19 protein-coding genes and 1 riboswitch are annotated in these 26310 nt (G+C 72.7%); of the genes, 14 read left to right on the top strand and 5 right to left on the bottom strand.

The features are described 5' to 3' along the window. Positions 1-14: 14 nt before the first annotated feature. A riboswitch (cobalamin riboswitch) is annotated at positions 15-92 on the top strand. A 52-nt stretch (positions 93-144) separates the two neighbouring features. Both cobN and ACIOC0_RS05325 read left to right on the top strand, forming a co-directional pair. Further along, positions 145-3732: a cobaltochelatase subunit CobN gene (gene cobN, locus ACIOC0_RS05320; RefSeq protein ID WP_402152638.1), complete on the top strand. Its 3588-nt coding sequence runs from the start codon at positions 145-147 to the stop codon at positions 3730-3732. A gap of 113 nt (positions 3733-3845) precedes the next feature. Further along, positions 3846-6314, top strand: coding sequence for a PP2C family protein-serine/threonine phosphatase (locus tag ACIOC0_RS05325; RefSeq protein ID WP_402152640.1), 2469 nt, complete (start codon positions 3846-3848; stop codon positions 6312-6314). A 36-nt stretch (positions 6315-6350) separates the two neighbouring features. Here ACIOC0_RS05325 and ACIOC0_RS05330 read toward each other — a convergent pair whose 3' ends face one another. Both ACIOC0_RS05330 and ACIOC0_RS05335 read right to left on the bottom strand, forming a co-directional pair. Beyond that, the gene (locus tag ACIOC0_RS05330; protein WP_402152642.1) at positions 6351-8777 is read right to left on the bottom strand and encodes a SpoIIE family protein phosphatase; all 2427 of its coding nucleotides are present in this window, start codon (positions 8775-8777) and stop codon (positions 6351-6353) included. Between the two features lie 114 nt (positions 8778-8891). Beyond that, a complete protein-coding gene (locus tag ACIOC0_RS05335) occupies positions 8892-9494 on the bottom strand; it encodes a TetR/AcrR family transcriptional regulator (RefSeq protein ID WP_402152644.1) in 603 nt (200 codons plus the stop codon). A 220-nt stretch (positions 9495-9714) separates the two neighbouring features. Between ACIOC0_RS05335 and ACIOC0_RS05340 the strand changes: the two genes are divergently transcribed. From ACIOC0_RS05340 to ACIOC0_RS05350, 3 genes are all read left to right on the top strand, one after another. Then, a complete protein-coding gene (locus ACIOC0_RS05340; RefSeq protein WP_402152646.1) occupies positions 9715-10872 on the top strand; it encodes a patatin-like phospholipase family protein in 1158 nt (385 codons plus the stop codon). 43 nt (positions 10873-10915) lie between these two features. Beyond that, entirely contained in the window at positions 10916-12412 is a 1497-nt protein-coding gene (locus ACIOC0_RS05345; protein ID WP_402152648.1) for a flavin-containing monooxygenase, read from the top strand. Positions 12413-12813: 401 nt separating this feature from the next. Next, the gene (locus ACIOC0_RS05350) at positions 12814-13635 is read left to right on the top strand and encodes a methyltransferase (protein ID WP_402152649.1); all 822 of its coding nucleotides are present in this window, start codon (positions 12814-12816) and stop codon (positions 13633-13635) included. Positions 13636-13645: 10 nt separating this feature from the next. Here the strand turns inward: ACIOC0_RS05350 and ACIOC0_RS05355 are convergent, their stop codons facing one another. Next, positions 13646-14329, bottom strand: a complete 684-nt coding sequence (locus tag ACIOC0_RS05355; protein ID WP_402152651.1) for a GAP family protein — start codon at positions 14327-14329, stop codon at positions 13646-13648. Positions 14330-14503: 174 nt separating this feature from the next. On the opposite strand from ACIOC0_RS05355, the gene ACIOC0_RS05360 reads away from it, so the two are divergent. The 5 genes from ACIOC0_RS05360 to ACIOC0_RS05380 all read left to right on the top strand — a co-directional run bounded on the left by ACIOC0_RS05360 (position 14504) and on the right by ACIOC0_RS05380 (position 19022). Beyond that, positions 14504-15421 carry a YhjD/YihY/BrkB family envelope integrity protein gene (locus ACIOC0_RS05360; protein WP_402152653.1) on the top strand — a complete coding sequence of 306 codons (918 nt, stop codon included), beginning with the start codon at positions 14504-14506 and terminating at the stop codon, positions 15419-15421. A 115-nt stretch (positions 15422-15536) separates the two neighbouring features. After that, on the top strand, positions 15537-16391 hold the full coding sequence (locus ACIOC0_RS05365; protein WP_402152655.1) for an NAD(P)-dependent oxidoreductase: 855 nt from the start codon (positions 15537-15539) through the stop codon (positions 16389-16391). 216 nt (positions 16392-16607) lie between these two features. Then, entirely contained in the window at positions 16608-17600 is a 993-nt protein-coding gene (locus ACIOC0_RS05370; RefSeq protein ID WP_402152656.1) for an Acg family FMN-binding oxidoreductase, read from the top strand. An 87-nt stretch (positions 17601-17687) separates the two neighbouring features. After that, positions 17688-18623: a DUF1648 domain-containing protein gene (locus ACIOC0_RS05375; RefSeq protein ID WP_402152658.1), complete on the top strand. Its 936-nt coding sequence runs from the start codon at positions 17688-17690 to the stop codon at positions 18621-18623. 6 nt (positions 18624-18629) lie between these two features. Further along, a complete protein-coding gene (locus ACIOC0_RS05380; RefSeq protein WP_402152660.1) occupies positions 18630-19022 on the top strand; it encodes a GntR family transcriptional regulator in 393 nt (130 codons plus the stop codon). On the opposite strand, the gene ACIOC0_RS05385 is transcribed toward ACIOC0_RS05380, so the two are convergent. Further along, positions 19023-19460, bottom strand: coding sequence for a glutaredoxin domain-containing protein (locus tag ACIOC0_RS05385; protein WP_402153226.1), 438 nt, complete (start codon positions 19458-19460; stop codon positions 19023-19025). It abuts the gene before it with no gap. 98 nt (positions 19461-19558) lie between these two features. On the opposite strand from ACIOC0_RS05385, the gene ACIOC0_RS05390 reads away from it, so the two are divergent. From ACIOC0_RS05390 to ACIOC0_RS05405, 4 genes are all read left to right on the top strand, one after another. After that, a complete protein-coding gene (locus tag ACIOC0_RS05390) occupies positions 19559-19804 on the top strand; it encodes a DUF2283 domain-containing protein (RefSeq protein ID WP_402152662.1) in 246 nt (81 codons plus the stop codon). Between the two features lie 226 nt (positions 19805-20030). Further along, positions 20031-20438: a YciI family protein gene (locus ACIOC0_RS05395; protein WP_351331965.1), complete on the top strand. Its 408-nt coding sequence runs from the start codon at positions 20031-20033 to the stop codon at positions 20436-20438. Positions 20439-20446: 8 nt separating this feature from the next. Further along, a complete protein-coding gene (locus tag ACIOC0_RS05400) occupies positions 20447-21592 on the top strand; it encodes an RNA polymerase sigma factor (protein ID WP_402153228.1) in 1146 nt (381 codons plus the stop codon). Positions 21593-21963: 371 nt separating this feature from the next. After that, complete coding sequence (locus ACIOC0_RS05405) at positions 21964-22938, top strand: teichoic acid biosynthesis protein C (protein WP_402152664.1); 975 nt, start codon at positions 21964-21966, stop codon at positions 22936-22938. Positions 22939-23018: 80 nt separating this feature from the next. Here the strand turns inward: ACIOC0_RS05405 and ACIOC0_RS05410 are convergent, their stop codons facing one another. Beyond that, positions 23019-26165 carry a DNRLRE domain-containing protein gene (locus tag ACIOC0_RS05410; protein WP_402152666.1) on the bottom strand — a complete coding sequence of 1049 codons (3147 nt, stop codon included), beginning with the start codon at positions 26163-26165 and terminating at the stop codon, positions 23019-23021. Between the last annotated feature and the right edge of the window lie 145 nt (positions 26166-26310).

Genomic DNA, 26310 nt, shown 5'->3' on the forward strand with positions numbered 1-26310 from the left:
AGACGGCGACAGGGGAGGAAGCCCGGTGCGAATCCGGCGCGGTCCCGCCACTGTGAGCCCGGCCACGGACAGGCCGGGCGAGTCAGGAACTCCCGCCGTCCGACACCGCCCGGGGCGCGGACCCCGAGGAAGGCCAGACGACGCATGATCCTTCTGCTGTCGACGTCCGACACCGACCTGCTCAGCGCCCGTGCGGCCGACGGTCCGGTCCGCTACCGCTTCGCCAACCCCGCCCGGCTGCCCCTGGACGACCTGCCCGCCCTCCTCGACGGCGTCGACCTGGTCGTCGTACGCCTCCTCGGCGGGCTGCGCGCCTGGGAGGAGGGGCTCGACCTGCTCCTCGCCGACGGCCGCCCGGTCGTCGTCCTCAGCGGTGAACAGGCCCCCGACGCCCAGCTGATGGCCGCCTCCACCGTCCCCGTCGGCATCGCCGCCGAGGCCCACGCCTACCTCGCCCACGGCGGCCCCGCAAACCTGGAGCAGCTCGCCCGGTTCCTCTCCGACACGGTCCTGCTCACCGGCCACGGCTTCGACGCCCCCGCCGCCGCCCCCACCTGGGGCCCGCTGCCCAGGGAAGCAGGGGAGAGCGACGGCCCGACCGTCGCCGTGCTCTACTACCGCGCCCACCACATGAGCGGCAACACCGCCTTCGTCGGCGCCCTGTGCGACGCCGTCGAGGACGCCGGCGGCCGGCCGCTGCCCCTGTACGTCGCCTCCCTGCGGGCCCCCGAGCCCGAGCTGATCGAGGAACTGCGCGCCGCCGACGCCATCGTCACCACCGTCCTCGCCGCCGGCGGCACCAAGCCCGCCGAGGCCTCCGCGGGCGGCGACGACGAGTCCTGGGACGCGGGCGCGCTCACCGCGCTGGACGTCCCGATCCTCCAGGCCCTGTGCCTGACCGGCTCGCGCGCCGACTGGGAGGACAACGACGAGGGCGTCTCCCCGCTCGACGCGGCCAGCCAGATCGCCGTACCCGAGTTCGACGGCCGTCTGATCACCGTCCCGTTCTCCTTCAAGGAGATCGACGAGGACGGACTCCCGGCCTACGTCGCCGACCCCGAGCGTGCCGCCCGCGTCGCCGGGATCGCCGTACGCCACGCGCGACTTCGCCATATCGCCAACGCCGACAAGCGCCTCGCGCTCGTGCTGTCCGCCTACCCGACCAAGCACTCCCGGATCGGCAACGCCGTCGGCCTGGACACCCCCGCCAGCGCGGTGGCCCTGCTGCGCCGACTGCGCGAGGAGGGCTACGACTTCGGCGGCGCCGACATCCCGGGCCTCGCCTCCGGTGACGGCGACGAGCTGATCAGGGCGCTGATCGAGGCCGGCGGACACGACCAGGCCTGGCTCACCGAGGAGCAGCTCGCCCGCAACCCCGTCCGCATCCCGGCGGCCGACTACCGCCGCTGGTACGCCACGCTCCCCGAGGAGCTGCGGGCCTCGGTCGAGGAGCACTGGGGTCCGCCGCCGGGCGAGATGTTCGTCGACCGCAGCCGCAACCCGGAGGGCGACATCGTCCTCGCCGGCCTGCGCTACGGGAACCTGCTGATCCTCATCCAGCCCCCGCGCGGTTTCGGCGAGAACCCCATCGCCATCTACCACGACCCGGACCTGCCGCCGTCCCACCACTACCTGGCCGCCTACCGCTGGATCGCCGCACGCGCGGACGACGCCGGATTCGGCGCGGACGCCATGATCCACCTGGGCAAGCACGGCAACCTGGAGTGGCTGCCCGGCAAGAACGCCGGCCTGTCCGCCGCCTGCGGCCCCGACGCCGCCCTCGGCGACCTCCCCCTGATCTACCCGTTCCTCGTCAACGACCCCGGCGAGGGCACCCAGGCCAAGCGCCGCGTGCACGCCACCCTCGTCGACCACCTCGTCCCGCCGATGGCCCGCGCCGACTCCTACGGCGACATCGCGCGCCTGGAGCAGCTCCTCGACGAGTACGCCCAGATCTCCTCCATGGACCCGGCGAAGCTGCCGGCGATCCGCGCCCAGATCTGGACCCTCATCCAGGCCGCCAAGCTCGACCACGACCTCGGCATGGACGACCGCCCCGACGACGACGGCTTCGACGACTTCCTCCTGCACGTCGACGGCTGGCTCTGCGAGGTCAAGGACGCCCAGATCCGCGACGGCCTGCACGTCCTGGGGGCCCCGCCCGCCGGCGCCGACCGCGTCAACCTCGTCCTCGCCATCCTGCGCGCCCGCCAGATCTGGGGCGGCGCCAGCGCCCTGCCCGGTCTGCGCGAGGCCCTCGGCCTGGACGAGTCGGCCGCCACCCGCACCACCGCCGACCAGGCGGAGGAGCAGGCCCGCGCCCTGGTCCAGGCGATGGAGGACGCCCACTGGGACCCGGCCGCCGTCCCCGCCGAGCACGGCGAACAGGTCGCCGCCATCCTGGAGTTCGCCGCCCGCGAGGTCGTCCCGCGGCTGGCGGCCACGACCGGCGAACTCGACCACGCCGTCCACGCGCTGAACGGGGGCTTCGTCCCTGCGGGCCCCTCGGGCTCCCCGCTGCGCGGCCTGGTCAACGTCCTGCCGACCGGCCGCAATTTCTACTCCGTCGACCCCAAGGCCGTCCCCTCCCGGCTCGCCTGGGAGACGGGTCAGGCCCTCGCCGACTCGCTCCTGGAGCGCTACCGCACCGACAACGGCGACTGGCCCAGCTCCGTCGGCCTGTCGCTGTGGGGCACGAGCGCCATGCGCACCGCCGGCGACGACGTCGCCGAGGCCCTCGCCCTGCTCGGCGTCCGCCCCGTCTGGGACGACGCCTCCCGCCGTGTGACGGGCCTGGAAGCCGTCCCCGCCGAGGAGCTGGGCCGGCCCCGCATCGACGTCACCCTGCGCATCTCCGGCTTCTTCCGCGACGCCTTCCCGCACACCGTCGGACTGCTCGACGACGCGGTGCGCCTGGCGGCCTCGCTGGACGAACCGGCCGAGGCCAACCACGTGCGGGCCCACGTCCAGGCGGACCTGGCCGAGCACGGCGACGAGCGCCGCGCCACCACCCGTATCTTCGGCTCCCGACCGGGCACCTACGGCGCCGGCCTGCTCCAGCTCATCGACTCCCGCGACTGGCGCACCGACGCCGACCTCGCCGAGGTCTACACCGTCTGGGGCGGCTACGCCTACGGCCGTGAACTGGACGGCCGCCCGGCCCGCGAGGAGATGGAGACGGCGTACAAGCGGATCGCGGTGGCCGCGAAGAACACCGACACCCGCGAGCACGACATCGCCGACTCCGACGACTACTTCCAGTACCACGGCGGCATGGTGGCCACCGTCCGCGCCCTGCGCGGCACCGCCCCCGAGGCCTACATCGGCGACTCCACCCGGCCCGAGACGGTCCGCACCCGCACCCTCGTCGAGGAGACCTCGCGCGTCTTCCGCGCCCGTGTCGTCAACCCCAAGTGGATCGAGGCGATGCGTCGCCACGGCTACAAGGGCGCCTTCGAACTGGCCGCCACGGTGGACTACCTGTTCGGCTACGACGCCACGACGGGCGTGATCGCCGACTGGATGTACGACAAGCTCACCGAGACCTACGTCCTGGACCCCGCCAACCGCGAGTTCCTCCAGGAGGCCAACCCATGGGCGCTGCACGGCATCGCCGAGCGGCTGCTGGAGGCGGAGTCGCGGGGCATGTGGGAGAAGCCCGACCCGGCGGTGCTGGAGGCGCTGCGCCAGGTGTACCTGGAGACGGAGGGCGACCTGGAGGGCGACGACTGACCGTCGTCACCGCGCGCTGCCCCATGGGGACCGTGATCGCCGACCTGTCGCTGTCGTCAGCATTTAAGCTGATTCATGCCGGCGGGGGCGTTCGCCCATGAGGACGGGAACCTGTGGCAGACAGCAAGTGGGGCACCCGCGGTCTGCACGGCACGCGTGAAGCCGTGCAGGCCGTGGCCTTGCCATTCTCTGCGAGGAGACTGGCCGCCGTCCGCGCAGGGGCTCAGGGCGCGGCCCTCGTGGCGGCCGCCTTCGGCATGATGGGGCTGGTCGGCTGGACTATCGGCAGCGACGTGCTGAAGAGCGTGCTCCTCGCCGCCGACTCGTCCATGAAGCCCAACACCGCCGTGGCGCTGACGGCCCTGGGACTCTCCCTGGCCGTTGTCATCCGAAGACCCGGCGACCGCAGGACGACCGCCGCGGCCCGTGTCGCCGCGGTCCTGGTCGTGGTGATCTGCGTGCTCACCGCCGTGGAATACCTCACGGGGGCGAACGTGCGCATCGACGAACTCCTCTTCGAGGAGAGAGAGCCCGACGGAACCGCGGCGCCCGGGCGGATGGCGCCGAACACGCTCGTCGCCCTGCTCCTCGCGAGCGTGGCGGCGCTGTGCGCGAGCGCGCCCCGGCTGCCCGCCTGGACGAGTCAGATCCCGGGTCTGGTCGTGGCAGCCGCCGGAATGATGCGCCTCTACGGGTTCGCCTACCGCGTGCCCCAACTGGAGCGGTTCGGCGACTACGCGGGCATGGCCCTGCACACCGCCCTCGCCCTGGTACTGCTGGGCGTCGCGATCTTCCTGGCCCGGCCAGGCGAAGGACCGGCCGCGCTGCTGACCAACGCGGGGGCCACCGGCGCCCTGGGCCGCCGGCTGATCGTCACCACGATCGTCGCCCCGCTGCTGCTCGGCATGGCCACCCTGGCCGGGGAGGACGCCGGGCTGTACGGGGCCCGTATGGCGACCGCGCTGCTGGTCTGCGGCCATGTCGTCGTGTTCACCGTGGTCATCTTCGCGACCTTGGTCGTGGGCGCCCGCACCGAGGTGGCGCACGAGCGCGCCCAGTGGCAGGTGAGGCAGAACGAACTGCTGCAGGCGATCATGGACCACACCCCCGCCACGGTGTTCGTCAAGGACCTCGAAGGCCGCTACCTCGCCGTGAACACGACGTTCGAGGAGAGCACCCGCCTGCCCCGCCGGTACGTCCTGGGCCGCCGCGACCAGGACGTCTTCCCGTCCGAACTGGCGCACCGGGCCCGGGCCGCCGACCTCGACATGCTCGAAAGCGGATCCCCCGTGCAGCGCGAGGAACGCATCGTGCTGCCGGGCGGCCCGCGCGACGTCCTCACCAGCCTCTTCCCGCTGAGGCAACCGGACGGCACGCCCTACGCCGTGTGCGGAGTCGTCACCGACGTCACCGAACGCGTCGCCGCCCAGCACGAGGCGGAGCGCACCAACCGGCGCTTCCTCGCCCTCCTGGAGTCCGGCCCCGACGCCACGCTGATCACCAACGGCCAGGGCACCATCGTCATGGCCAACGCCCAGGCGGAAGAGATGTTCGGCCGCCTGCCGGTCGACCTCGTCGGAACCAGCGTCGACGAGCTCGTGCCCGGCCCGCACCGCGCACGGCACAACGCCCTGCTGCGCCGCTATCTCCGGGCGCGCCGCCCCCGGCCTGCGGTGCTCGGCACGGGCCTGTACGGACTGCACAGCGCCGGCCGTACCTTCCCCGTGGAGGTGAGCGTCAGCACCTTCCAGGCCGAACGGGAAGTGCTGGTGTTCCTCACCGTGCGGGACATCACAGAACGCAGGCAGATCGAGCGTGAACGCGCCGAACGCTACAAACAGCACCGGCGCATCGCCTACACGCTGCAGCACAGCCTCATGGGGGCGCCGCCCCGACTGCCCGGGCTGCCCAGCGCCCACCGGTACCTGGCGTCCGCGCAGGACCCCGGGGTCGGCGGCGACTGGTTCGACATCATCCCGCTGGACAAGACCCGCACGGGCGTCGTCATCGGCGACGTGATGGGCCGGGGACTGGAAGCGGCCGCCGTCATGGGGCAACTGCGCGCGGCGACCCACGCGCTGGCCCGTACGGGCATCCCGCCCGGACGGCTCATGAGCGGACTGGACGTCTTCGTCAGCGACCTGGCCGACCAGCTCGTCACCTGCCTCTACCTGGTGATCGACCACGACGCCCATCAGGTCACCCTGTGCTCGGCCGGACACCTGCCCGTCATCGCGCTGCGCCCCGAGAGCGCCGCCCGCCCGCTGGCGACACACGTGAACGTGCCGCTGGGTGTCAACCAGGTGCGCGGCGAGGGCGCGCCGTACCGCGTGACGACGCACCCGCTGCCCCCGGGCACCGCGCTCGCCCTCTACACCGACGGACTGGTCGAACGGCCCGGCACCGACCTCGACGCCCAGATCGACGTCCTCGCGCACACCCTGGGCAGCGTGCTGACCCGCCCGGCCGCGGACGCGGGAACGCTCGACCGGGCCGCGGCCCTGCTGGTCGACACCCTCATCCCGGACACCTCGGCGCACGACGACGACGTGACCCTGCTCCTCATCGGACTGCCGGAGTAGCACGAGTCCCCGCGAAGGCGTCCGTCCCGCCACCGGCTATGGCAGCGCCTGCTCCGTCCAGATCGTCTTGCCCTGCGGCGTGTAGCGCGTGCCCCAGCGCTGCGCGACCTGCGCCACCAGGAACAGCCCGCGCCCGCCCTCGTCGGTGTGGCCCGCCCGCCGCATGCGCGGGGAGGTGTTGCCGGCGTCGGACACCTCGACGGTGAGGACGCGGTCGTGGATCAGCCGGAGGGAGATGGGGCCGTGCGCGTGCCGCATCGCGTTGGTGATCAGCTCACTGACGATCAGCTCCGTCGTGAAGGCGAGATCGGCGAGCCCCCACCGGGTCAGCTGCGCCATGGCCCGGCGTCTGGCCTCCGCCACGGCCGACGGAGTGGACGGGACGTCCCAGGAGGCCACCCGGTCGGGGCTCAGGGTGCGCGTCCGCACCACGAGGAAGGCCACGTCGTCCCGGGGTCGGTCGGGCAGCAGGGTGCGCACCATGGTCTCGCAGATCTCCTCCAGCGGCCGGTCGGGATGCGCCAGCGCGAACGACAGCCGCTCCAACCCCGTGTCCACGTCGTGGTCGTGCGCCTCGATCAGCCCGTCGGTGAAGAAGGCGAGGACACTCCCCTCCTCCAATTCGATGTCGACCGACTCGAACGGCAGGCCCCCGAGGCCCAGCGGGGGACCGGCGGGGACGTCGAGGAACCCGACGGGCTCGCGCATGTGCGCGATCCCCGGGCTGGGATGCCCCGCGCGCGCCAGGCACAGCACGTGCACGATGGGGTCGTACACCGCGTACACGCACGTCGCGCCGACCACCACCGGCCCTTCGGCGCTCGCCTCGGCCTCCTCGGCCAGCCGCAGGACGAGGTCGTCGACGTGCGCCAGCAGTTCCTCGGGAGGCAGGTCCATGTCGGCGAGGGTCTGCACGGCCGCTCGCAACCTCCCCATGCTGGCCGCCGCGTGGATGCCGTGCCCCACGACGTCCCCCACCACCAGGGCGACCCGCGCCCCGGACAGCGGGATCACGTCGAACCAGTCCCCGCCCACGCCGGCCTCCGCGTCCGCCGGAAGATAGCGGCACGCCACCTCGACAGCCGTGTGATGGGGCAGCGCGGGGGGCAGCAGACTGGTCTGGAGCGCCAGCGCCGCGCTGTGCTCACGGGCGAACCGCCTGGCGTTGTCCACGCACACCGCCGCTCGGGCGGACAACTCCTCGACGAGGAGCAGATCGTCCTCGTCGAACGGATCGGGGTTCTCCCAGCGCAGCAGGGTCACCACCCCCGCGGTCACACCCCGCGCCCGCAGCGGCACCGCCATGTGGGAGTGCACGCCTATCCGTACGAACGGGGCCCGCCGCAGCGGATCGTCGCTCAGCCAGCGCGTCGAAGGCGTCACCGCCGCCGTGCGCACCGACCTGCCCGACGCCAGGCACCGGCTCTGCGGCGACCGCGCCGGATACCGGGTCGCGGCGCCGACGTCCACGACCACCTCCGGGTGATCGGCGCGGATCGACAGGTGGGCGGCGCGGAACAGGCCGGCCTGACCGCCCCGGTCACCGGGTGGCACGGGCTCCTGCCCGTCCCGGACGCCGTGGAGCAGGTCCACCGCCGCGAAGTCGGCGACCCGCGGCACCAGGATCTCCGCCAGTTCCGCGACGGTGCGCTCCAGGTCCAGGGTGCTCCCGATGTGTTCACTGGCCTCGTTCACCAGCAGCAGCCGCTGGCGTGCGCGGTCCTGGTCCTCGAAGTCGACCGCGCTCTGGCACACCCCGACGGTGGCGCCGGACCCGTCGCGCAGCGGCACGGACGACCGCAGTCTCAGGCGGGCCGGCAGGGGCGCGCGTGACCCGGGCGACGGCGTCACATGCTCGAACGACGACACGGTCTCACCCGCGGTCAGCGCCTGCCTGGCCTGCCGCTCCACAGCCGGCGCCAACTGCCCGCCGACGCCCGCAGGACGCGGCGCGAACCCCTGCTCCGACGGCTGGACGTCCTCCATGCCGGCCAGCAGGCCGTTCACCCAACGGCAGCGCAACTGCGTGTCGAGCACGGCCACCCCGATCGGGGAACCGTACAGGAGACCCTGTACCGCTGCCTGGCGCAGATCCCACTGACCCTGACTGGCGGCGGCGCACGCCGCGACGAGCCAGCCGTTCCGCCCGCCGTCGGCAGGCAGGGCGCGGGCCTGGAGCGCCAGTTCCACCCGGTGACCCTCGCGGTGACGCACCGAGACCTTCCCCGCCCAGTGGCCGTCCACCGGCCGTCCGAGCCGCCGGACGGCGACCGCGGCCTCGTCGTCGAGCAGGGACACCGCCGGACGGCGCAGCACGTCGGCCGCCGCATGACCGAGCAGGTCCTCGGCCGCCGCGCTCCAGTACTCGACGCACCCGTCCGCGTCCACGACCGCCAGCGCGACGGTCGACAGGCCGAGCGGATCGCCCCAGCCGCCGTCCGAGGGCACGCCCACAGCACCCATGTCCCGGTCCCATCCACAGACAGGCCCCTGTCCCCAGACTCTCACACCGACGCCGCACAGGACGGCCGGGAGCGGGCGGCCGGCCTCACGGAAGTGGCCCGCCCGCACAGGGTTTCAGGACCGCCCGGACTCCAGTCCCAGAACGAGGCGCAGGGTGTCGGTCAGCACCGCCGTGGGGACCGACGGGTCGGCCACCCGCTGCACGCCGAGCCCGATGCCGAGGCTCAGCAGCATCGTCGCCGCCCGGTCGGCGGGCACGGCAAGCCGGACGCCCGCCTCCTCGGCCAGCGCTTCGAGAAGCCCGGCCAGCACCTCGCGGATCATCGCCGCACGGGCCGTCATCTCCCCCCGCAGCTCGTCGTCGTGACGCGCCCTGGTGAGGAACTCGACCTCGAACGTCGTCCACGCCTCGTCGCCGATGTGCGCCTCGCCCCAGGCCGTGAACGCGGCGAGACGGCTCTCCACCGCCCCCTCGCCCATCACGGATTCGGTGAGCAGGGCCAGCTGCTCGGCGCGGATGTCGTCGAGGACGGCGAGGCAGAGGCGGTCCTTGTTGCGGAAGTTCGAATACACCGCGCCCTTGGAATAGCCGGCCGTCTCCGCGACGTCGCTGAGCGAGGTGGCCGCGTACCCCTGGCGCAGGAACAGCGTCCGCGCGGTCGCGACGAGCCGCTCGCGCGTGAGCTCCTGGCTCTCGACGCGGCTGAGGCGGGCCATGTCCTGTGTCCTTCTCCCCTTGGTCCGTCCTGCCCGGCTTCCCGGGAAGCCTCTCCGACTGGCTCACGAATCCTATCCCCGCGCGCTCTGTCCTCACGTTTCGAATACCGTTAGTATCCGGATCCCGTCGGTATCCCACCGATGCTTTCCCGGTGTCCGTCCGGTGGCGCACCGGTGCGCCACCGCATCCCGACCGAAGAACCGAAGAGCGGAGCGGCCAGTGATCGCGCACGGCACGCAGACCCCACCCTCCCGAGGCCTGGTACTGGGCTGCGGCGGCACCCTCGGCACCGCCTGGACCGTCGCCGCCCTGCACTCACTGCGGCAGGCCGCCGCTTGGGACCCCCGCGACGCCGACGTCCTGGTGGGCACCTCGGCCGGCGCGGAACTCGCGGCACTGCTGGGCGCGGGCGTCGGCGTCGACGAACTCCTCGCCGCACAGCTGGTGCCCCGGCAGGCGACGTTCGCCCCGTCGCGACGCCCGGCACGCCCTCTCGCCGCACCGGCCGAAAGCCCACGTGCAGCCAGTACGAGGACTTCCGGCCGGCGCGCCGGGAGCACGCACCGCAGTGACACAGCCGCTCCGCGGCGGGTGCTCCTCCACGGGCAGACGTCGCCCGCCGCGACACTGGCCACCGCCTCCGCCCGGCCCGAACTGGTACGGCACTTCGCACACCCGCCCCGCCGGACACCGCCACGGCCCGCACTCATGCTCGGAGCGCCCCGGCTCGCCGCACGCGCCCTCACCGGTGCCGTGCCCGCCCTGACCGGCCTGTCCGGACTGCTGCCCCGAGGACGCGGCGACGCCGCCTGGCTGGCCGCCCTCGCCGACCGCCTCGCGCCCGACGGCGCCTGGGTGAGCCACCCCGCGACCTGGCTGGCGGCGACCGACCTGGACACCGGCCGCCGCATCCTCTTCGGTCACCCCGACGCCCCGAAGGCCGCCCTGCGCGACGCGCTCCGCGCGTCCTGGGCCATCCCCGGCTGGTTCCCCCCGGTGCGCGTCGACGGCCGCCTCTACGCCGACGGCGGCATCAGCTCACCGACCTCCGCGGACCTGCTGGCGGACCGCGGACTCGACGAGGTGTACATCGTCGCGCCGATGAGCTCGGCCGCTCCGGGCCGCCGTACCGGACTGGGCCGGGCGGAAGCCGTGCTGCGCCGCGTCATGACCGGCGTGCTGAACGCCGAATGCGCCGCACTGCGAGCGGCCGGCACCCGCGTGATCCGCGTTGAACCCACCGCCGCCGACCTGGACACCATGGGCGGCAACTTCATGGACCCCCGGCGCCGCCCGGCGGTGCTGGAGACAGCGCTGCGCACGACACGAGCGACGGTCCGCGACGCCCTCACGGCGACGCCCGCACCGCGCACCTGAGTCACGCCACCCTCCCCGCCGCCCCGCGACAGGAGCCCTCGCCATGCCTCGACCCGACGACGCCCATGACACCCGGCCCGCCCCCCAACCCCTCGACGTGGAGGCGCTGATCATAGGCAGCGGCATCAGCGGCATCGGAGCCGCCGTCGCACTGCGCCGGGCGGGCGTACGCGATCTCGTGCTCCTGGAGAAGGCGGACCGGCTCGGCGGCACCTGGCGGGACAACACCTACCCGGGCTGTGCCTGCGACGTGCCGTCCGCCCTGTACTCCTACTCCTTCGCACCCAACCCCGAGTGGACGCGCGCCTTCGCCGGCCAGGCCGAGATCCGTGCCTACCTCACCCGCACCGCGTCCCGGTACGGCATCACGCCCCTCATCCACTTCGGCGCCGAGGTCACCCGGGCGCAGTGGCAGCCGGACGAAGCCCGTTGGCACGTCGACACCGGCCGGGGCCGGTACACCGCCCGCTTCCTCGTCTCAGCAGCGGGCCCCTGGCACGAGCCGCTCACCCCCGACATCCCCGGCCTCGCCGACTTCCCCGGCCCCGTGTTCCACTCCTCCCGCTGGCGCCACGACCACCCCCTCGACGGCGCGCGGGTGGCGGTCGTGGGCAGCGGGGCGTCAGCCGTGCAGTTCGTCCCGGCGATCCAACCGCAAGTGGGCCGACTGCACTTGTTCCAGCGCACCGCCCAATGGGTGCTGCCCAAGCCCGACCATCACGTCCCGCGCGTCGAACGCCGGCTCATGCGGCGCTTCCCCGCGGCCCAACGCGCCCTGCGCAACGCGGAGTACGCGGCGCTGGAAACCCTGGGCCTCGGATTCCGCCACCCCTTCCTCCTGCGCGCGGTGCAGAGGATCGGCAGCCTCCATCTGCGGGCCACGGTCAAGGACCCCGCACTGCGGCGGGCGTTGACCCCCGACTACACCCTGGGCTGCAAGCGCCTGCTGCTGTCGAACTCGTACTATCCGGCGCTGACCCGGCCCAACGTCACCGTGCACCCCACCGCGGTCGACAGCATCCGCGGCAACCGGGTCGTCGGCGCGGACGGCAGCACCGCCGAGGTGGACACCGTCATCCTCGGCACCGGCTTCCACATCCTCGACATGCCCATCGCCGCCCGCGTGTTCGACGCCGGCGGCGCCAGCCTCGACGACCACTGGAAGGGCAGCCCCGACGCCTATCTGGGCACCACCGTCAGCGGATTCCCCAACGCGTTCATTCTGCTGGGCCCGCACCTGGGCACCGGGCACTCCTCGGCGTTCATGGTGCTCGAAGCCCAACTCGCCTATGTGGCGGCGGCGGTGAGCCATTTCCGGTCGGCGGGCTGGGCCAGCATGGACGTACGCCCCGAAGTCCAGGCCGCCTTCCGCGCCGAGGTCCGGCAGGCCCTGGCCGCCACCGTCTACAACGCGGGCGGCTGCTCCAGCTACTACCTCGACGCCAACGGCGTGAACAGCTTCAGCTGGCCCTGGTCGACCGGTCGTATGCGCCGCCGCCTCGACCGGTTCGACGCGGAGGCCTACACGGCCACGTCTTAGGTGCCGTTCTCCAGGGTGTGCCGTATGACCCTGGAACCGAAAATGATCACTGTCGACTGTGCCGACCCGTGTGAACTCGCCGCCTGGTGGGCCGAAGTCCTGGACGCCAAGAGGGCTGACGCGGGCAGCCCGCACATGGGTGCCGGGCCCGATGCACCGCGGCACCTTCGCGACCTTCGCGCGAACGAACTCGAACCACCGAGTGCGCCGAGCGGCCCCCGTTCCCACGCGGGCTCGACACCGTGCACACCCGTCCGCCGCGCCCGCCTGTGGCCGACGACCGCTTCCGGGCACGCACGGGGACGCGGTGAAGCGGCGCCGCCGACCGTCGGGCGGCACAGTGGAGGGGGAGCATCCCGACGGGGAGTCCGGTGGCCCGTCCGTACGCGAAGGAGGTCGTCATGACGGCTCCGCGACCGCAGGGCGAGGCTCGGGCCGGCACAGGCGGCCGATACGGAGAGGACCTGTTCGAGCCGGGGCGCTCCGGCGAGGCCGAGCGGATCGACGCCGCCGCGCTGGTCTACGACCCCGTCACCGTCAGCCGCCTGCGGGCACTGGGCGCGGGTCCGGGCCTGCGCTGCCTGGAGGTCGGCGCCGGGACGGGAACAGTCGCCCGCTGGCTGGTGGAGGAGGCGGGCGTCGAGGAGGTGGTCGCCCTGGACAGGGACACCGGCGCCCTGGCCCACCTCGAAGGCCCCCGGCTGCGCACGCTCGCCGCCGATCTCACGGACGAGAGTCTGCGTCCGGGCGGCTTCGACCTGATCCACGCCCGGTTCGTCCTGATGCACCTGCCCGGACGGCGCCGGCTCATCTCGCGTCTCGCCGACTGGCTGAACCCGGGCGGCCGGCTGGTGCTCGGCGACGCGGTGGACGTGCCCGACGTACTGGACGGCTCCTCCGCCTACCGGCGCACGATGGACGCCATGTGGCGGGCGCTGAGGGAGACGATCGGCACCGACATCACCTCCGTGCCGGCGTACCCGCACTTCCTCAGGGAGGAGGGGCTGTGCGACGTCGCCGCGGAGCTGTACTGCCCGCCCCTGGTCGCGGGCGGCCCCGCGGCCCGCTTCTGGCGGGAGACCTGGAGCCGGATGCGGCCCGAACTGGAGAGGGCCGGCCCGGACCACGCCGGCGCCCTGGACGAGGCGCTGGCCTATCTGGCCGCACCGGAACTCGCCGAACTGGGCCCGGGCATGGCGATGGCGTGGGGTCGGCGGCCCTGATCCGGTCGCGTCAGCCGGTCAGGTCGTAGACGCTTTTCCCGATCAGCCACAGACCGAGCACGAGACTGCCCAGGACGACGGCCTGCTCCTCGCGGCTCCGCATCCAGGTGCGCAGGGCGAGGAGCCGGTGCTGCGCGGACGTCGGGGCGCACACCACGTAGGACTGGGCGGCGAGCAGGCTGGCCGTGGCGAGCACGCAGAAGGTGACGAGCACCAGCCAGGTCGAGGAGTGGGAGGTGTCCGCCTCCAGGACGGTCAGCGAGCCCGCCGCCACCAGCCCCCACGGCTGGAGGAGCACCGCCAGGCCGGCCGCCGCGGCGATCGAGTCGCGCCTCCGACGCGCGGCCCCGGGGGAGCGGGCCCGCTCCCGGCGCGACGAACCGGAACGGCGGGGGGAGCCGGTCCGGGCAGCGCCACGGCGGTGCCGGTACGCCCCGTACACGACCAGCCCCACGCCGATCGCGAGCTTCGCCGCCAGGGCCGCCGTGGACGGCGGCGACTTCGGCGGAGGCGGCCGGCCGCCGGTCAGCGACAGCACCGCGACGATCACCACGACGAAGCACGCCAGCCAGCCCAGGACGAAGGAGAACCCCTTCCACACCCCTCGTGGCGACGCCACGACCAGCACGAAGGCCATCAGCGGAAGCGGGTCTAGAGTGATGGCCAAGGCGATGAGCAGCAGGTCCAAGACCATGGCGGGATCCCGTCGTGCAGCGACGCGTCGAGCCTATGCACGGAGATCAAGCACCGCATCTCCGCCGTGCCGGCGTGCTGCGTGCCGACGTGCGCCGCCGTGTGCCGGCGGGCGAGTTGCCGCGTGCCGACGAAGGCCGCTTCCCGCACCCTGGTCACAGGAAGGAGCGAGCCGATGGAGACTTCCGGCACGCGCCGCCGAGCGCCCCGCGTGCTGAGTCCGTCCTGGTGGCGTCTGCGGACCGCGGAGCTGACCGCCCGGGCCGAGGCGTTCCACAGGCGTCTCGAGATCCGGCTGCCGGTGATCACGCGTCTGGTGGACCGGATGGCGGCGGTGAACATCCTCGACTCCGCGACCCGCCTCGCCGCCCAGTGCTTCCTCACCGCGGTGCCGCTGCTCTTCGTCCTCGGCGCGTACGCCCCGACGGCGGTGCAGGAACAGCTCGTGGCGTCGGTGAGCGACGCCTTCGGCCTGACCGGTGAGGCGAAGGCCCAGCTGGAGCACGCCTTCCAGCCCCCGGACGACGAACTGCAGCAGGCCACGGGCATCATCGGCACGCTGATGGTGCTGATCTCGGCGACCGCCGTCAGTCGTGCGATGCAGCGGCTGTGCAGACGGGCGTGGGCGATCCCCCGGTCCGAGGCGCGCGTCGCTCCCTGGCGCTGGCTCGCCTGGATCGTTCTCTGGGTCGGCTTCCTGCTGGCCCAGGGGCCGCTGCGCGACGGCTTCGGCCTCGGTATGTGGCTGGGCATCCCGCTCAGCCTCCTGACGCAGACGGCCCTGTGGTGGTGGACGCAGCACCTGCTCATGGGCGGGGTCGTCCCCTGGGCCCCCCTCCTGCCGGGAGCGGTGATCACGGCGGTGTCGGTCACGGCGCTGTCGCTGGCCGCGCGGATCTACATGCCCCGGGCGCTCAACCGGGCTCTCGCCGACTACGGTTCCGCCGGCTCGGTGTTCGTCCTGCTGTCCTGGCTGATCGTGGTGTGCGTCGCCATCACCGTCGGCATCACCACGGGCGCCGTCCTCAGCCGCGAGCCCTTCCTGGCCCACCGCCTGGCTCCCCGGAAGACCGCCGGCGAACACGCCCCGTAGGTCCCTGCGTCCAGGGCCGGCCGGCCCTGCTCCTACCGCGGTCGTCGTCCTACCGTGGAGAGGTGATCGTCCGGTCCAGGGATGAGCCCGGGAGAGGTCCAGGAAAGAGGAGCACGTGGAGATCGCCGCGTACGGAGCCCTCACGGACGAGGAGCCGCTGCTGCGGCAGGCGTTCGGCGACGCCCTCGCCCGTCGCCGTCGGCTGCGCTGCCTGAGGCTGTTCCTCAACCGGGACACCGTCCCGACCGCCGCCGGCCACCAGGTCGTGCTCAGCAGCGTCAACTGCACCCTGGACGCCGAGGTGCCGCGTTCGCTCGCCGAGGGCGGCACCCGGATGATCGCCCAGAGGGCCACCGGCCACAACAACATCGACCTGACCGCCGCCCGTGAACTCGGGCCGACGGTGGCCCGGGTGTCGTCGTACTCGCCCTACTCCGTCGCCGAGTCCGCCTGGGCACTCGCGCTCGCCGTGGACCGGCGCATCGTGCGGGCCGCCCACCGCACCCGAGAGTTCGACTTCCGGCTCGACGGCTTGATGGGCTGCGACCTGCACGGCAGGACCGTCGGCGTGGTGGGCACCGGGAAGATCGGCACCGAGTTCACCCGGATCGCCCACGGCTTCGGCATGCGGCTGCTGGGCTGGGACGTCGCCGAGAACCCCGACTGCGCGGCCCTCGGCATGCGGTACGTCGAGCGGGAGCAGCTGTTCGCCCAGGCGGACCTGGTCAGCCTGCACGTGCCACTGCTGCCGGACACCCGCCACCTGATCGACGCCAAGGCCCTGGAGGTGATGACCGACGAGCGGCTGGCGAGGCTGATGACCTTCAACAACGTCCTGATCACGTCCCACCAGGCGTACTTCACCCGCGACGCGGTGTCCCAGATCGCGGAGACGACCGCGGACAACGTCACGGCCTACCTGACGGGCCGGCCCAGCGACAACATGCTCGCCGGGCCGCCCCTCGGCTGAGGCCCGGCCCGTCCGGCGGCGGACAGGCCCTCGGGGTCACGCCGCAGAGCCGCCGTGACGGCGCCGCAGAAAGGAGGTGGTTTCCGTACCGGCCCACCGGCAACCCGGCCCGGGACCGTCGGCGCCCGTCCCCGACCACAGGGCGCCGACGGCGAACACCCCCTGGCCGCCGCCCTCGCCCTTCCCCCTCCGCGTCACCACAGAAGAGAGGACGCCATGGCCGAGCGACCACTCGCCGAGAAGACGATCAGCACGCTGGTGGCGGCTGCCACCACCGCTCCGTCCATGCACAACGCGCAGCCCTGGCGCTTTCGCTACCTCGCCGGTGAGCGGGTACTGCTGCTGCGCGGCGACCCCGAGCGGGCCATGATCCGCTCCGACCCCGGCGACCGGGCACTGCACATCGGCTGCGGGGCCGCCCTGTTCAACCTGCGCGTCGCCGCCGCGGACGCGTACCTCGCCGCCGATGCGACACTCCTGCCCGATCCCCAAGACCCGCGGCTCCTGGCCGCCGTCCATCTCGCCGACGCGCCCGAGGACACGCGGGACGAGGAACTGGCGCGGCTGTACCCGGCGATCCGGGAGCGGCACACCAGCCGCCACCCCTTCGCCGAGAAGGACATCCCCGACGACGTACGCACCGCTCTCCAGGACGCCGCCGAGAGCGAGGGCGCCACGCTGGTGTTCCCCGGCCAGTGGCACTCCGAGACCGTCCTCGGCCTGGTCCGTGACGCGGAGAGCCGCGACGCCCTGGATCCGGACGCCGCGGAGGACCTGGTCCGCTGGACCCGGCTCGGCGCGGACGCGGGCGCCGCCGTCGACGGCGTCCCCGAGTACGCCTTCGGCCCCCGCAAGTGGGACGGCAAGGCCCCCGTACGGAACTTCGCCGCCCAGCGCCCGGTCGCCGACCGTGGCACCACCACGTTCGAGCACACCCCGCACCTCGCCCTGCTGAGCACCCCCGGTGACGTGCCCGAGGACTGGCTGCGCGCCGGGCAGGCCCTGGAGCGCGTCCTGCTGACGGCCACCGGGGCGGACCTGGCCACCTCGCTGACCTCGCACGCCCTGGAGACCCCCGAACTGCGCCTGCTGACCCGCGACCCGCTCTCGGGCGCCGGTCAGGTGCAGATGGTCCTGCGTCTCGGCTACGGCCCCCGGGGCCCGGCCACGCCCCGCCGACCCGTCCGGGACGTACTGGAGTTCGCCTGAAGAGAGCGGAACGAACAGCTCCCCCGGTAAGATCCATTTGTTCTATCTCAATACGAACAACGGGCTCGGGGGAGTCAGATGCCGGTCATGCGCAGGAGTGTTCTCACAGCGGTACCGTTCGCCGTCGCCATCGCGGCCTACACGGTCACCTTCCTGGTCAGCCGCGACCGGCTGCCCCCGCGCATCGCCACCCACTTCGCGGCCGACGGCAGGGCGGACGACTTCATGAGCCGGACCGCCGCGCTCTGGTCCGGTGTCGGGATGCTCACCGGACTCGGCCTGCTGTTCACGGTCCTGACCGCCCTCTCCAGGAGGGACCCGGGAGCGAGGCTGACCGCCGCATCCGGGGCCGGCACGGCCGCCACGCTCGGCTACCCGCTGGTGCTCACCGTCCTGGCCAACAGGGACGTCCGGGACTCGGCCGAAGTGAGCCTTCCGATGTGGCACATCGCCGTCCTGCTGCTCGCCGGTGTGGCCGCCGGCGCGCTCGCCTGGCGGCTGGCGGGCCCCGGAGCGCGTCCCGAGCCCGCACCGCCGGGTCCCTCGATGACACTGGCCGAAGGCGAGGCCGTGGCCTGGAGCCGCACCGTCACCTCCCGAGCCCTGCTGCTCACGGCCGGCGCGCTCGTCGGCGGGGCGGTGCTCGCCACGGCCCTCGGTTCGTGGCGGGCGGGACTGCCGGCGCTCGCCCTCGGCCTGCTCTGCGCGCCGTTCGCCGGCGTCCGGGTCACCGTCGACCGACGCGGGCTCACGGTCGCCTCGACGGTCCTGCCCAGGCCCCGACTCGCCGTGCCGCTCCCTGACATCGTGAGCGCCGTCGGCGTCCAGGTCGACGCCATGGGCGACTTCGGCGGCTGGGGCTACCGGATACGGCCCGAGCGGCGGGGCGTGGTGCTGCGTTCGGGCGAGGCGCTCTCGGTCCGCACGGGGGCGGGACGGGACTACGTCGTCACCGTCGACGACTCCGCCACCGCGGCCGCGCTGCTCAACGGCCTGGTGGACCGGCGCACGGCAGGAGCGTGAACAGGCGTGCTCTTCCGCGTACTTCCCGGCTCTCCCGTCCCCCTGGGCGAGCAGATCGCCGCCTGTGTCCGCGGGGCGATCGCGCGAGGCGCCGCAGCCCCCGGCGAGCGGCTCCCGCCCGCCCGCGAGGTCGCCGAGTCGCTGGGCGTCAACGTGCACACGGTGCTGCGCGGCTACCGACGACTGCGCGACGAGGGCCTGATCGAACTGCGCCGCGGCAGGGGAGCGGTGATCGCCGCGGTGCCCGGCGTGGCCGACCAGGCCCGGCTCACCGTGGCGGTGCACGCCCTGATCGCCCAGGCACGCGAACTGGGCCTGAGCGACGAGGAGTTCCTGACTCTGGTTCACAACAGCCTGGCAGCCGGCGCACCCGACTCCGATGCCACCGGCACGCCCTGATCACACGTCGGCCCGGACCACCTTGCACACCCACCCCGGATCCGGGTTGGTGTGCGGCCGCCCGTCCACGATGACGGTGGGCACGGTCTCGTTCCCGTCGTTGATCGCCCGCACGACCGCCGCACCGTCCTGGTCACGCCAGATGTCCACCCAGTGCAGCCGTCGCGCCCCACGCCCCAACCGCATGCGCAGCCGCAGACAGTACGCGCACCCCGGCCGCCAGTAGACGACCGGCCGCCCGTCGAGAGCGCTGCGACGCTGCGCCTCCAGAGCCCCGACCGACCGCGGAAAGACCAGCGGTGAATGCACACCGGCGACCCCCAAGCACACCACCAGCACCACGAGGCCCACCCCGGGAACGCCCCGCAGCCCGGTTCCGGCAGCGGCGAACACCCCGCACACCACCCACACGAGGGCCAAACCCCACCTGCGCACCATGCCGAGCAGCCTACCCACGGCGACTCCTCCGACCCGGTGTCAGACCCGCCTGGCACCATGTGCCTCATGCCACCGAGCGTCAAAGGAGTCGACTCACTATGGCAGAGCTCAGAGTCACCTACGACGAGGCCGCCGACGCGGCCTACGTCTACCTCACCGATCCACAGGACCGCGTGACCTCCGTGCGGATGCACGCCTGCGATCCGGTGGACGTCGACGGGATGATCAACCTCGACTTCGACGAGCAGGGCCGCCTGATCGGCATCGAGGTCCTGGCCGCCGGCTCGAAACTGCCCGAGTATCTGCTCAGGTCGGCGCAGCACCCGGACACCGAAAGCGCCTGAAACGGCGGGCCCCATCGGCCGGCGCCGCTCCCCATCGGCGGAAGTGCAAAAGTCGCCGCTGCCACCGACCCGCCCACCGATCCGCGGCGCCTCGAAAGTCGCCACCGCCACCGATCCGAGGCAGTTTGAGAAAAGTTCCGCCGACCGTGTCGAGAATCCCCGCTCCGCTCCGTCCCCGCCGTGAACGCGACCACAATGGGGCGCATCAGCACCGAGGAGAAGCACCATGGCCAAGTACCTGCTGCTCAAGCACTACCGCGGCGCCCCGGCGGCGGTGAACGACGTCCCCATGGACCAGTGGAGCCCCCAGGAGATCTCGGACCACGTGCAGTACATGAACGACTTCGCCGCCCGGCTGGAGCGCACCGGGGAGTTCGTCGACGGGCAGGCCCTCGCCCCCGAGGGGACCTGGGTCCGCTACGACGGCGAGGGACGCCCGCCGGTCACCGACGGCCCGTTCGCCGAGACCAAGGACCTCATCGCCGGCTGGATGGTGATCGACGTCGACAGCCACGAGCGCGCCGTCGAGCTGGCCGGCGAACTGTCCGCCGCCCCTGGCGCGGGCGGCAAGCCCATCCACGAGTGGCTCGAGGTGCGCCCGTTCCTGGCCGCCCCGCCCACCATCACCGAGTGACCTGGCCGATGGACGAGGCCCTGCTCCGCAGCCTCACCCCGAGCGTCCTCGCCGCCCTCGTCCGCCGCGGAGCCGACTTCGCGGCGGCCGAGGACGCCGTACAGGAAGCCCTGGTCGAGGCGGTCCGCGTGTGGCCGGCCGACCCGCCGCGCGACGCGAAGGGCTGGCTGATCACCGTCGCCTGGCGCAAGTTCCTCGACGCAGCCCGTGCCGACGCCGCCCGCCGCAGGCGCGAGGACCTCGTGGACGAGGAGCCGGCTCCCGGCCCCGCGCCCGCGGCGGACGACACGCTCCAGCTGTACTTCCTGTGCGCCCACCCGTCGCTCACACCGTCCTCCGCCGTCGCCCTCACCCTGCGCGCCGTCGGGGGACTCACCACCCGCCAGATCGCGCGGGCCTACCTCGTGCCCGAAGCGACCATGGCCCAGCGGATCAGCCGGGCCAAACGCACCGTCTCCACCGTGCGCTTCGACCGTCCCGGCGATGTCGCCACCGTGCTGCGCGTCCTGTACCTGGTGTTCAACGAGGGCTACTCCGGGGACGTCGACCTGGCCGCCGAGGCGATCCGGCTCAACCGGCAGCTCGCGGCCGCGATCGACCACCCCGAGGTCGCGGGCCTGCTCGCGCTGATGCTGCTCCACCACGCCCGGCGCGCCGCCCGCACCGCCCCCGACGGCAGCCTGGTGCCCCTCGCCGAGCAGGACCGCGGCCGATGGGACACCGAGGCGATCGCCGAAGGAATCACCGTGCTGCAGAAGGCCCTCTCCCGCGACCGGCTGGGGGAGTACCAGGCCCAGGCGGCCGTCGCCGCCCTCCACGCCGACGCGCCCACCGCCGAGGAGACCGACTGGGTCCAGATCGTCGAGTGGTACGACGAACTCATCCGCCTCACCGACAGTCCCGTCGCCCGCCTCAACCGCGCCGTCGCCGTCGGCGAGGCGGACGGCCCGCGCGCCGGACTCGCGGCACTCGCCGAGCTGGACGCCGCGCTGCCCCGCCACACCGCGGTCGCCGCCTACCTCCACGAGCGCGACGGCGACCCGACGACCGCCGCGAGGCTGTACGCCGAGGCCGCCCGCAAGGCCCACGACCTCGCCGAACGCGACCACCTGACCCGCCAGGCAGCCCGCCTCAACTCCCACCCACGTCACTGAACGCGCCGCTCCGGGAAGCCCCGGGCCGCACGGGCCCCTGCCTGTGCCCGCGTCGGGGGACCGGCGCACCTGGTCGGCTGAAGCCACGGGGGAGTGGTGGCGCTGCTCTCCCGAAGGACGAGGTGCAGACGATGATGCCGGTCCGGCGCGCGGCCGAGGCCGACGTCTGAACCCCGGTCTTCTGACCGACGCCCCGTCAACCACTCCCTAGCAAGGCAGCGTTCACGCGATGTGTCCCCCCGGTATCCGCCCTGTGGAGGTATGGGGGAGAAGCGGGTGAGTTCCCCGGACCATCGCATGATCGCACTCCCCGCGCTGCGTACGGTTGTTGATGTTGATCTCATCGCTCGTCGCAGTTCAGGAGTTGCGCCATGGCCGAAGCCTTCCGTTCGCCCCTTTCCCGTCGCGGACTTCTGCGCACCGGAGCCGGAGCCGGTCTCGCCGCGATCGGACTGGGGTACGGCGCCCAGAGCGCGTCCGCGGCGGTCCCGGCGAGCGCCCGGTTCGATCTGTCGCAGCCGTCCTACGACCTGTTCCGCAGCAAGCAACTGCACAGCGTGCGGGTCCAGCAGAGCTTCGCCTTCGACTCCGTCAACAAGCGCCTGTTCGTGGCCGCCAAGCGCTCGGGGAGCGCGGAGGAGGACGGCGACCTGTGCATCAGCCAGCTGGACTTCGACGGCAACTACGTCTCGTACATGCACCTCAACGGCTTCGGCCACGGTGTCGCGTTCGGCGTCCGCCCGTCGGGCTCCTCCAGCTACCTGTGGATCGAGACGGAAGCCAACGGCAACGGCTACGGCACCAAGCTGGCCTATGTGAAGTACAGCGCCGGCACCACCCTGGACGCCTCCTCCACCAGCTTCGGCCGGTTCCAGCCGATCTCGGGCGCCAGCGAGTACACCTGCTCCATCGACCCCGTCTACAACCGCATGATCGTCCGCTACCACAAGGACGGCGGCAAGCACATCGCCGTCTACGACGTCGCCGACGCCGACCGCGGCGACTTCAGCAGTCCGCTGGTCAAGTTCACCCCGCCGGCGATCTCCGGTACGCCGCAGGGCTACACGCTCTACGGCTCGTACATGTACTTCCTCACCGGCACCGCCTACTCCGACACCAACAAGGACCCGGGCAACACCTACTTGACGAGCATCAACGTCAACACCGGTGCCATAGCCCAGGGTCCGACGCTGACCAAGGCGGGCTCCACGCTGAGCTACCGGGAGCCCGAGGGGCTCGCCATCTACCGCACCGACGCCGGTGAGTCGCGTCTGTTCCTCGGCTTCGCCACCGGCGAGGAGGGTGACCGCCGCTCCAGCATCTTCTACAAGAACGACCTGGTCTGACGACCGGCGGCGGGTACGACAGCCGGGCCCCGGCCACCCCTTGAGAGGGTGGCCGGGGCCCGGCTGTCGTAGGGCTCGGCTCAGCCGAAGGCCTTGACCGTGTTCCAGTTCACCGTCAGGACGACCTTCACCGGGGCGTTGGTGTTCGTCCGCGACGGGTTGTAGATCCGCGTGTACCCGTCGGAGGCGAGGCGGGCCCAGATGTCGGGGACACCGTCCTTGTTGACGTCGGGTATGCCGATGGCGGTGGGCACGTTGGCCTCCGTCCAGCTGGTGCCGTACGGCTCGTCCTTGCCGGTGAGCGAGTCGGACGCCAGCTTGAGCGAGTTGAGGTCGACGCTGCCGGCGACCGCGCCGGGCTTGCCCTGGCGGTCGTACATGTTGCCGTTGTCCAGGTTGCGCCACAGCAGGTCGGGCGTGTTGTCGCCGTTGATGTCGGCGACGTTGACGACCTCACGGCGGGCCCACGCGTCCGAGTTCATCTGCGTGGCCGTCTGGAACGTCGCGCCGGTGTAACCGGACAGCACCCACAGCGCGGGGCCGGCCCGCAGGACCAGGTCGGGCAGCCTGTCGCCGGTGATGTCGCCGACGGCCTTCATCTGCGTCCACGTCGAGGGCGCCGGGGCGTTCGAGGGGAGGCGGATCTCCATCCGGTCGGTGACGTCGAAGCTGCCGTAGCCGTCGCCCGGGTAGAGGCAGAAGTCACCGGCCGGGGAGACCGCGAACAGGTCCGTGGCCCCGTCACCGGGATAGGTGTCCTGGTAGTGGGCGATCAGGGCCGCCTTGCCGGTGGCCGGGTCGAACCAGTGCCCCTGCGGGTCGGGCTTCTTCGCGGCGTCGTAAGAAGCGGCGAGGCAGTTGTACAGGTCGCCGTTGTCACCGCCCACGCAGGTGCGCAGGTTGCCGTCGGCGTTGACGAGCAGCAGGTCGGGCACGCCGTCGCCCCCGGTGTCCATCGGGCCGTCGGCGTTGTCCCGCGGCGGCACGTAGAACGTGTAGTCCGTGCGCTTGCTGGGGTTGCCGAGGGAGTCGTACGCGTACACCTGGAGGGTGTTGGGGCCCGCGTGCGCCGGCTCGAAGGCGGACAGGGTGGCGGTGTTGTTCGTGGCGGGCACCTCCTCGGGGTCGTTGCCCTCGATGGACCAGCGGAACTTGGTCGCGCCCTCTGAGGTGAAGGTGACCGGTCCCTTCTGCCCGAAGACGACCTTCGCCCAGGTCTGGGCGTCGGGCGCGGCCTCGGGGAAGGTGTCGCTGTCCACGTCGGGCGGCGGCGGGCCGGAGCCGTCGACGGTGACGGTGCAGCGGTTGCCGCTGGTCGGATAGTAGGCGGACACCGCCGTGGGGTTGTTGCTGTCCTCGGCGCGCACGTCCCAGAAGTAGACGCCCTTGTCGACCAGGGTGCTCGCGGCGACGGTCAGACTGGCCGTGCCGCTCGACAGGTTGGTGACGAGGGTGCCCGCCGGGGCGGTCGCGCCGGACTTCCAGAAGCGGAAGCGCAGGCCCTTGAGGTTGCCGTCCGGGTCGGAGGACTTCGCCGACAGGACCAGGTTGGTCTTGCCGACGGTCGCCCCGGCCGCGGTCTGGTTGCAGGCGCCGCCGGGCTTGCTGGTGACGCTGCTCGGCGTGGCGGGCGGCCGGTTGTAGGCCACTTCCAGCGTCGCGCTGGTCGCCTGGAACTTGCGCCAGGTCTGGGTGTCGGACTCGCTGGTGGCGCGCATGCCGAGGGTGATGCTCGACCAGCCGCCGTTCGCCGCCTTCTGGGCGGCCGACTCGACGTTGAAGGCCTCGTACTCGTCCTTGCACTCGGAGGAGGACCAGCCGTGCGCGAACGACTTGCGCTGGATCTCCGAGGACCAGCTCGGCTGCTTGTTCCAGGTGGTGCCGGAGGAGATCGCGCCGGTCAGCCAGAGCTGGAACTCGCGCTTGGTGCACGACCAGGAGTGGTTGTTGAGCACCTTGAAGGTGGCGCTGGAGATGTCCGCGCCCTTCAGGCTGCTGCTGAACTTCATCCGCCAGAAGGAGCGGGCGGTGCCGTTGGTGTCGTTCTCACGGCCGACGCGCGCGTCGGAGGTGCCGGAGCTGAAGTTGGTGCCGTTCCAGAAGCTGCTGTTCGGGTACGGCTTGTAGGCCACGGTCCACGCCGCCCAGCCGGTGTTGAGCGGCGGGTCGACGAACACCGGGTACTTCACGTCGGGGTCGGTGAACAGGCCGCTCCGCGCGGCCTGGAGGTCCAGGCGGGCGGCGCCGGTGCCGTCGCCGGCGAGCCGGACAGGCACCGGGGCGCTGTGCGCGCCCGGTTCGATGCCGCTCAGGCCGGACAGCTTCAGCACGTCGGCGGGTGTGGCGACCGAGGTGCGCGGGGCGCCCCGGTCCTCGTCGAGCTCGGGGTCGCGGCCGCTGGAGTCCCAGGCGAACGGGGTCGGGATGGAACCGACCTCCTTGCCGGAGCGGTCCTGCACCACGACACGGGTGCTGCCCTTGTCCTCGCGGAACACGGCCGTCGTCGAGCGGAGCCCGTAGGCCACCGTGGCCAGCGCCTCACTCCGCGCGGCCTCCTCGCTCTTGACGACGAGCAGCTGGGCGAAGCCGCCCTCCTCACGCGCGACCAGCAACAGGTCCACCCCGGGGAGCACTTCGGAGTAGAGGGCGCGCGGGCCGTCGAGCACCGGCTCGGGCAGCGCGCCGGGCCAGGTGTAGGCGACGGTGTGCCCGTCGACGTCCACCTCGGCGAGCACGGTCTCCTGCGCCCGCGGGCCGTCGGTCAGCGGCAGCCGGGCGAAGGAGCGGTCGGCGCGGGCGGTGTCCTTGTCCGCGCTGCCGCTCGCGAAGCGGACCGGCCGGGCGGGGTTGACGGGCTGGACGCCCAGACCGCGGGCGGCGTTCTTCACCCGTCGCAGCCGGTTGTCGATCGGCGCCCAGACGCCGGCGGCGTTCTTCGCCCGCTGGGGGAGGGCGGTGATCCGGGTGCGCAGTTGTCCGTCCGGCTGCGCCCAGGTCTGGGAGTCGGCCGTGGTGGAGGTGTCGACGAGCACCGGTTTGCGGGTTCGCCGGGCCTCGGCCTGGGCGGCCGCCTGGTCGCGCGGGCCGGTGCCGGCCTGCCGGGCGTCGGTCGCCTTGCGGGCTTGTGGAGGTGACGGGTCGTCAGGGTGCCACCACGGCAGCAGCGCGGTGGTCAGGGCGGCCAGTACGAGGCCGAGGCTGAGAGCCAACCTGGTGCGCGTGCGCACGAAGGGGCTGAGAAAACGAGGCGGCGCGGACACGGCGACGGTCTACTCCCGTGTGAACCAGGCGGATGGAAACGAACGCGAACAACGCAAACGATGCAGACAGCACGTACGGCCCCGGTCGGCGCGGGGCAGGGGCGCGGACACG

It is taken from the genome of Streptomyces sp. NPDC088254 (assembly GCF_044740925.1).
Lineage (GTDB): Bacteria > Actinomycetota > Actinomycetes > Streptomycetales > Streptomycetaceae > Streptomyces.

Coding starts and splice junctions, on each gene's coding strand:
- cobN (WP_402152638.1), top strand. CDS start 145: ATGATCCTTCTGCTGTCGACGTCCGACACCGACCTGCTCAGCGCCCGT.
- ACIOC0_RS05330 (WP_402152642.1), bottom strand. CDS start 8,777: ATGGGTGCTGTGGGCGTGCCCTCGGACGGCGGCTGGGGCGATCCGCTC.
- ACIOC0_RS05335 (WP_402152644.1), bottom strand. CDS start 9,494: ATGGCCCGCCTCAGCCGCGTCGAGAGCCAGGAGCTCACGCGCGAGCGG.
- ACIOC0_RS05345 (WP_402152648.1), top strand. CDS start 10,916: ATGCCTCGACCCGACGACGCCCATGACACCCGGCCCGCCCCCCAACCC.
- ACIOC0_RS05350 (WP_402152649.1), top strand. CDS start 12,814: ATGACGGCTCCGCGACCGCAGGGCGAGGCTCGGGCCGGCACAGGCGGC.
- ACIOC0_RS05355 (WP_402152651.1), bottom strand. CDS start 14,329: ATGGTCTTGGACCTGCTGCTCATCGCCTTGGCCATCACTCTAGACCCG.
- ACIOC0_RS05360 (WP_402152653.1), top strand. CDS start 14,504: ATGGAGACTTCCGGCACGCGCCGCCGAGCGCCCCGCGTGCTGAGTCCG.
- ACIOC0_RS05370 (WP_402152656.1), top strand. CDS start 16,608: ATGGCCGAGCGACCACTCGCCGAGAAGACGATCAGCACGCTGGTGGCG.
- ACIOC0_RS05375 (WP_402152658.1), top strand. CDS start 17,688: ATGCGCAGGAGTGTTCTCACAGCGGTACCGTTCGCCGTCGCCATCGCG.
- ACIOC0_RS05385 (WP_402153226.1), bottom strand. CDS start 19,460: ATGGTGCGCAGGTGGGGTTTGGCCCTCGTGTGGGTGGTGTGCGGGGTG.
- ACIOC0_RS05390 (WP_402152662.1), top strand. CDS start 19,559: ATGGCAGAGCTCAGAGTCACCTACGACGAGGCCGCCGACGCGGCCTAC.
- ACIOC0_RS05395 (WP_351331965.1), top strand. CDS start 20,031: ATGGCCAAGTACCTGCTGCTCAAGCACTACCGCGGCGCCCCGGCGGCG.
- ACIOC0_RS05400 (WP_402153228.1), top strand. CDS start 20,447: ATGGACGAGGCCCTGCTCCGCAGCCTCACCCCGAGCGTCCTCGCCGCC.
- ACIOC0_RS05405 (WP_402152664.1), top strand. CDS start 21,964: ATGGCCGAAGCCTTCCGTTCGCCCCTTTCCCGTCGCGGACTTCTGCGC.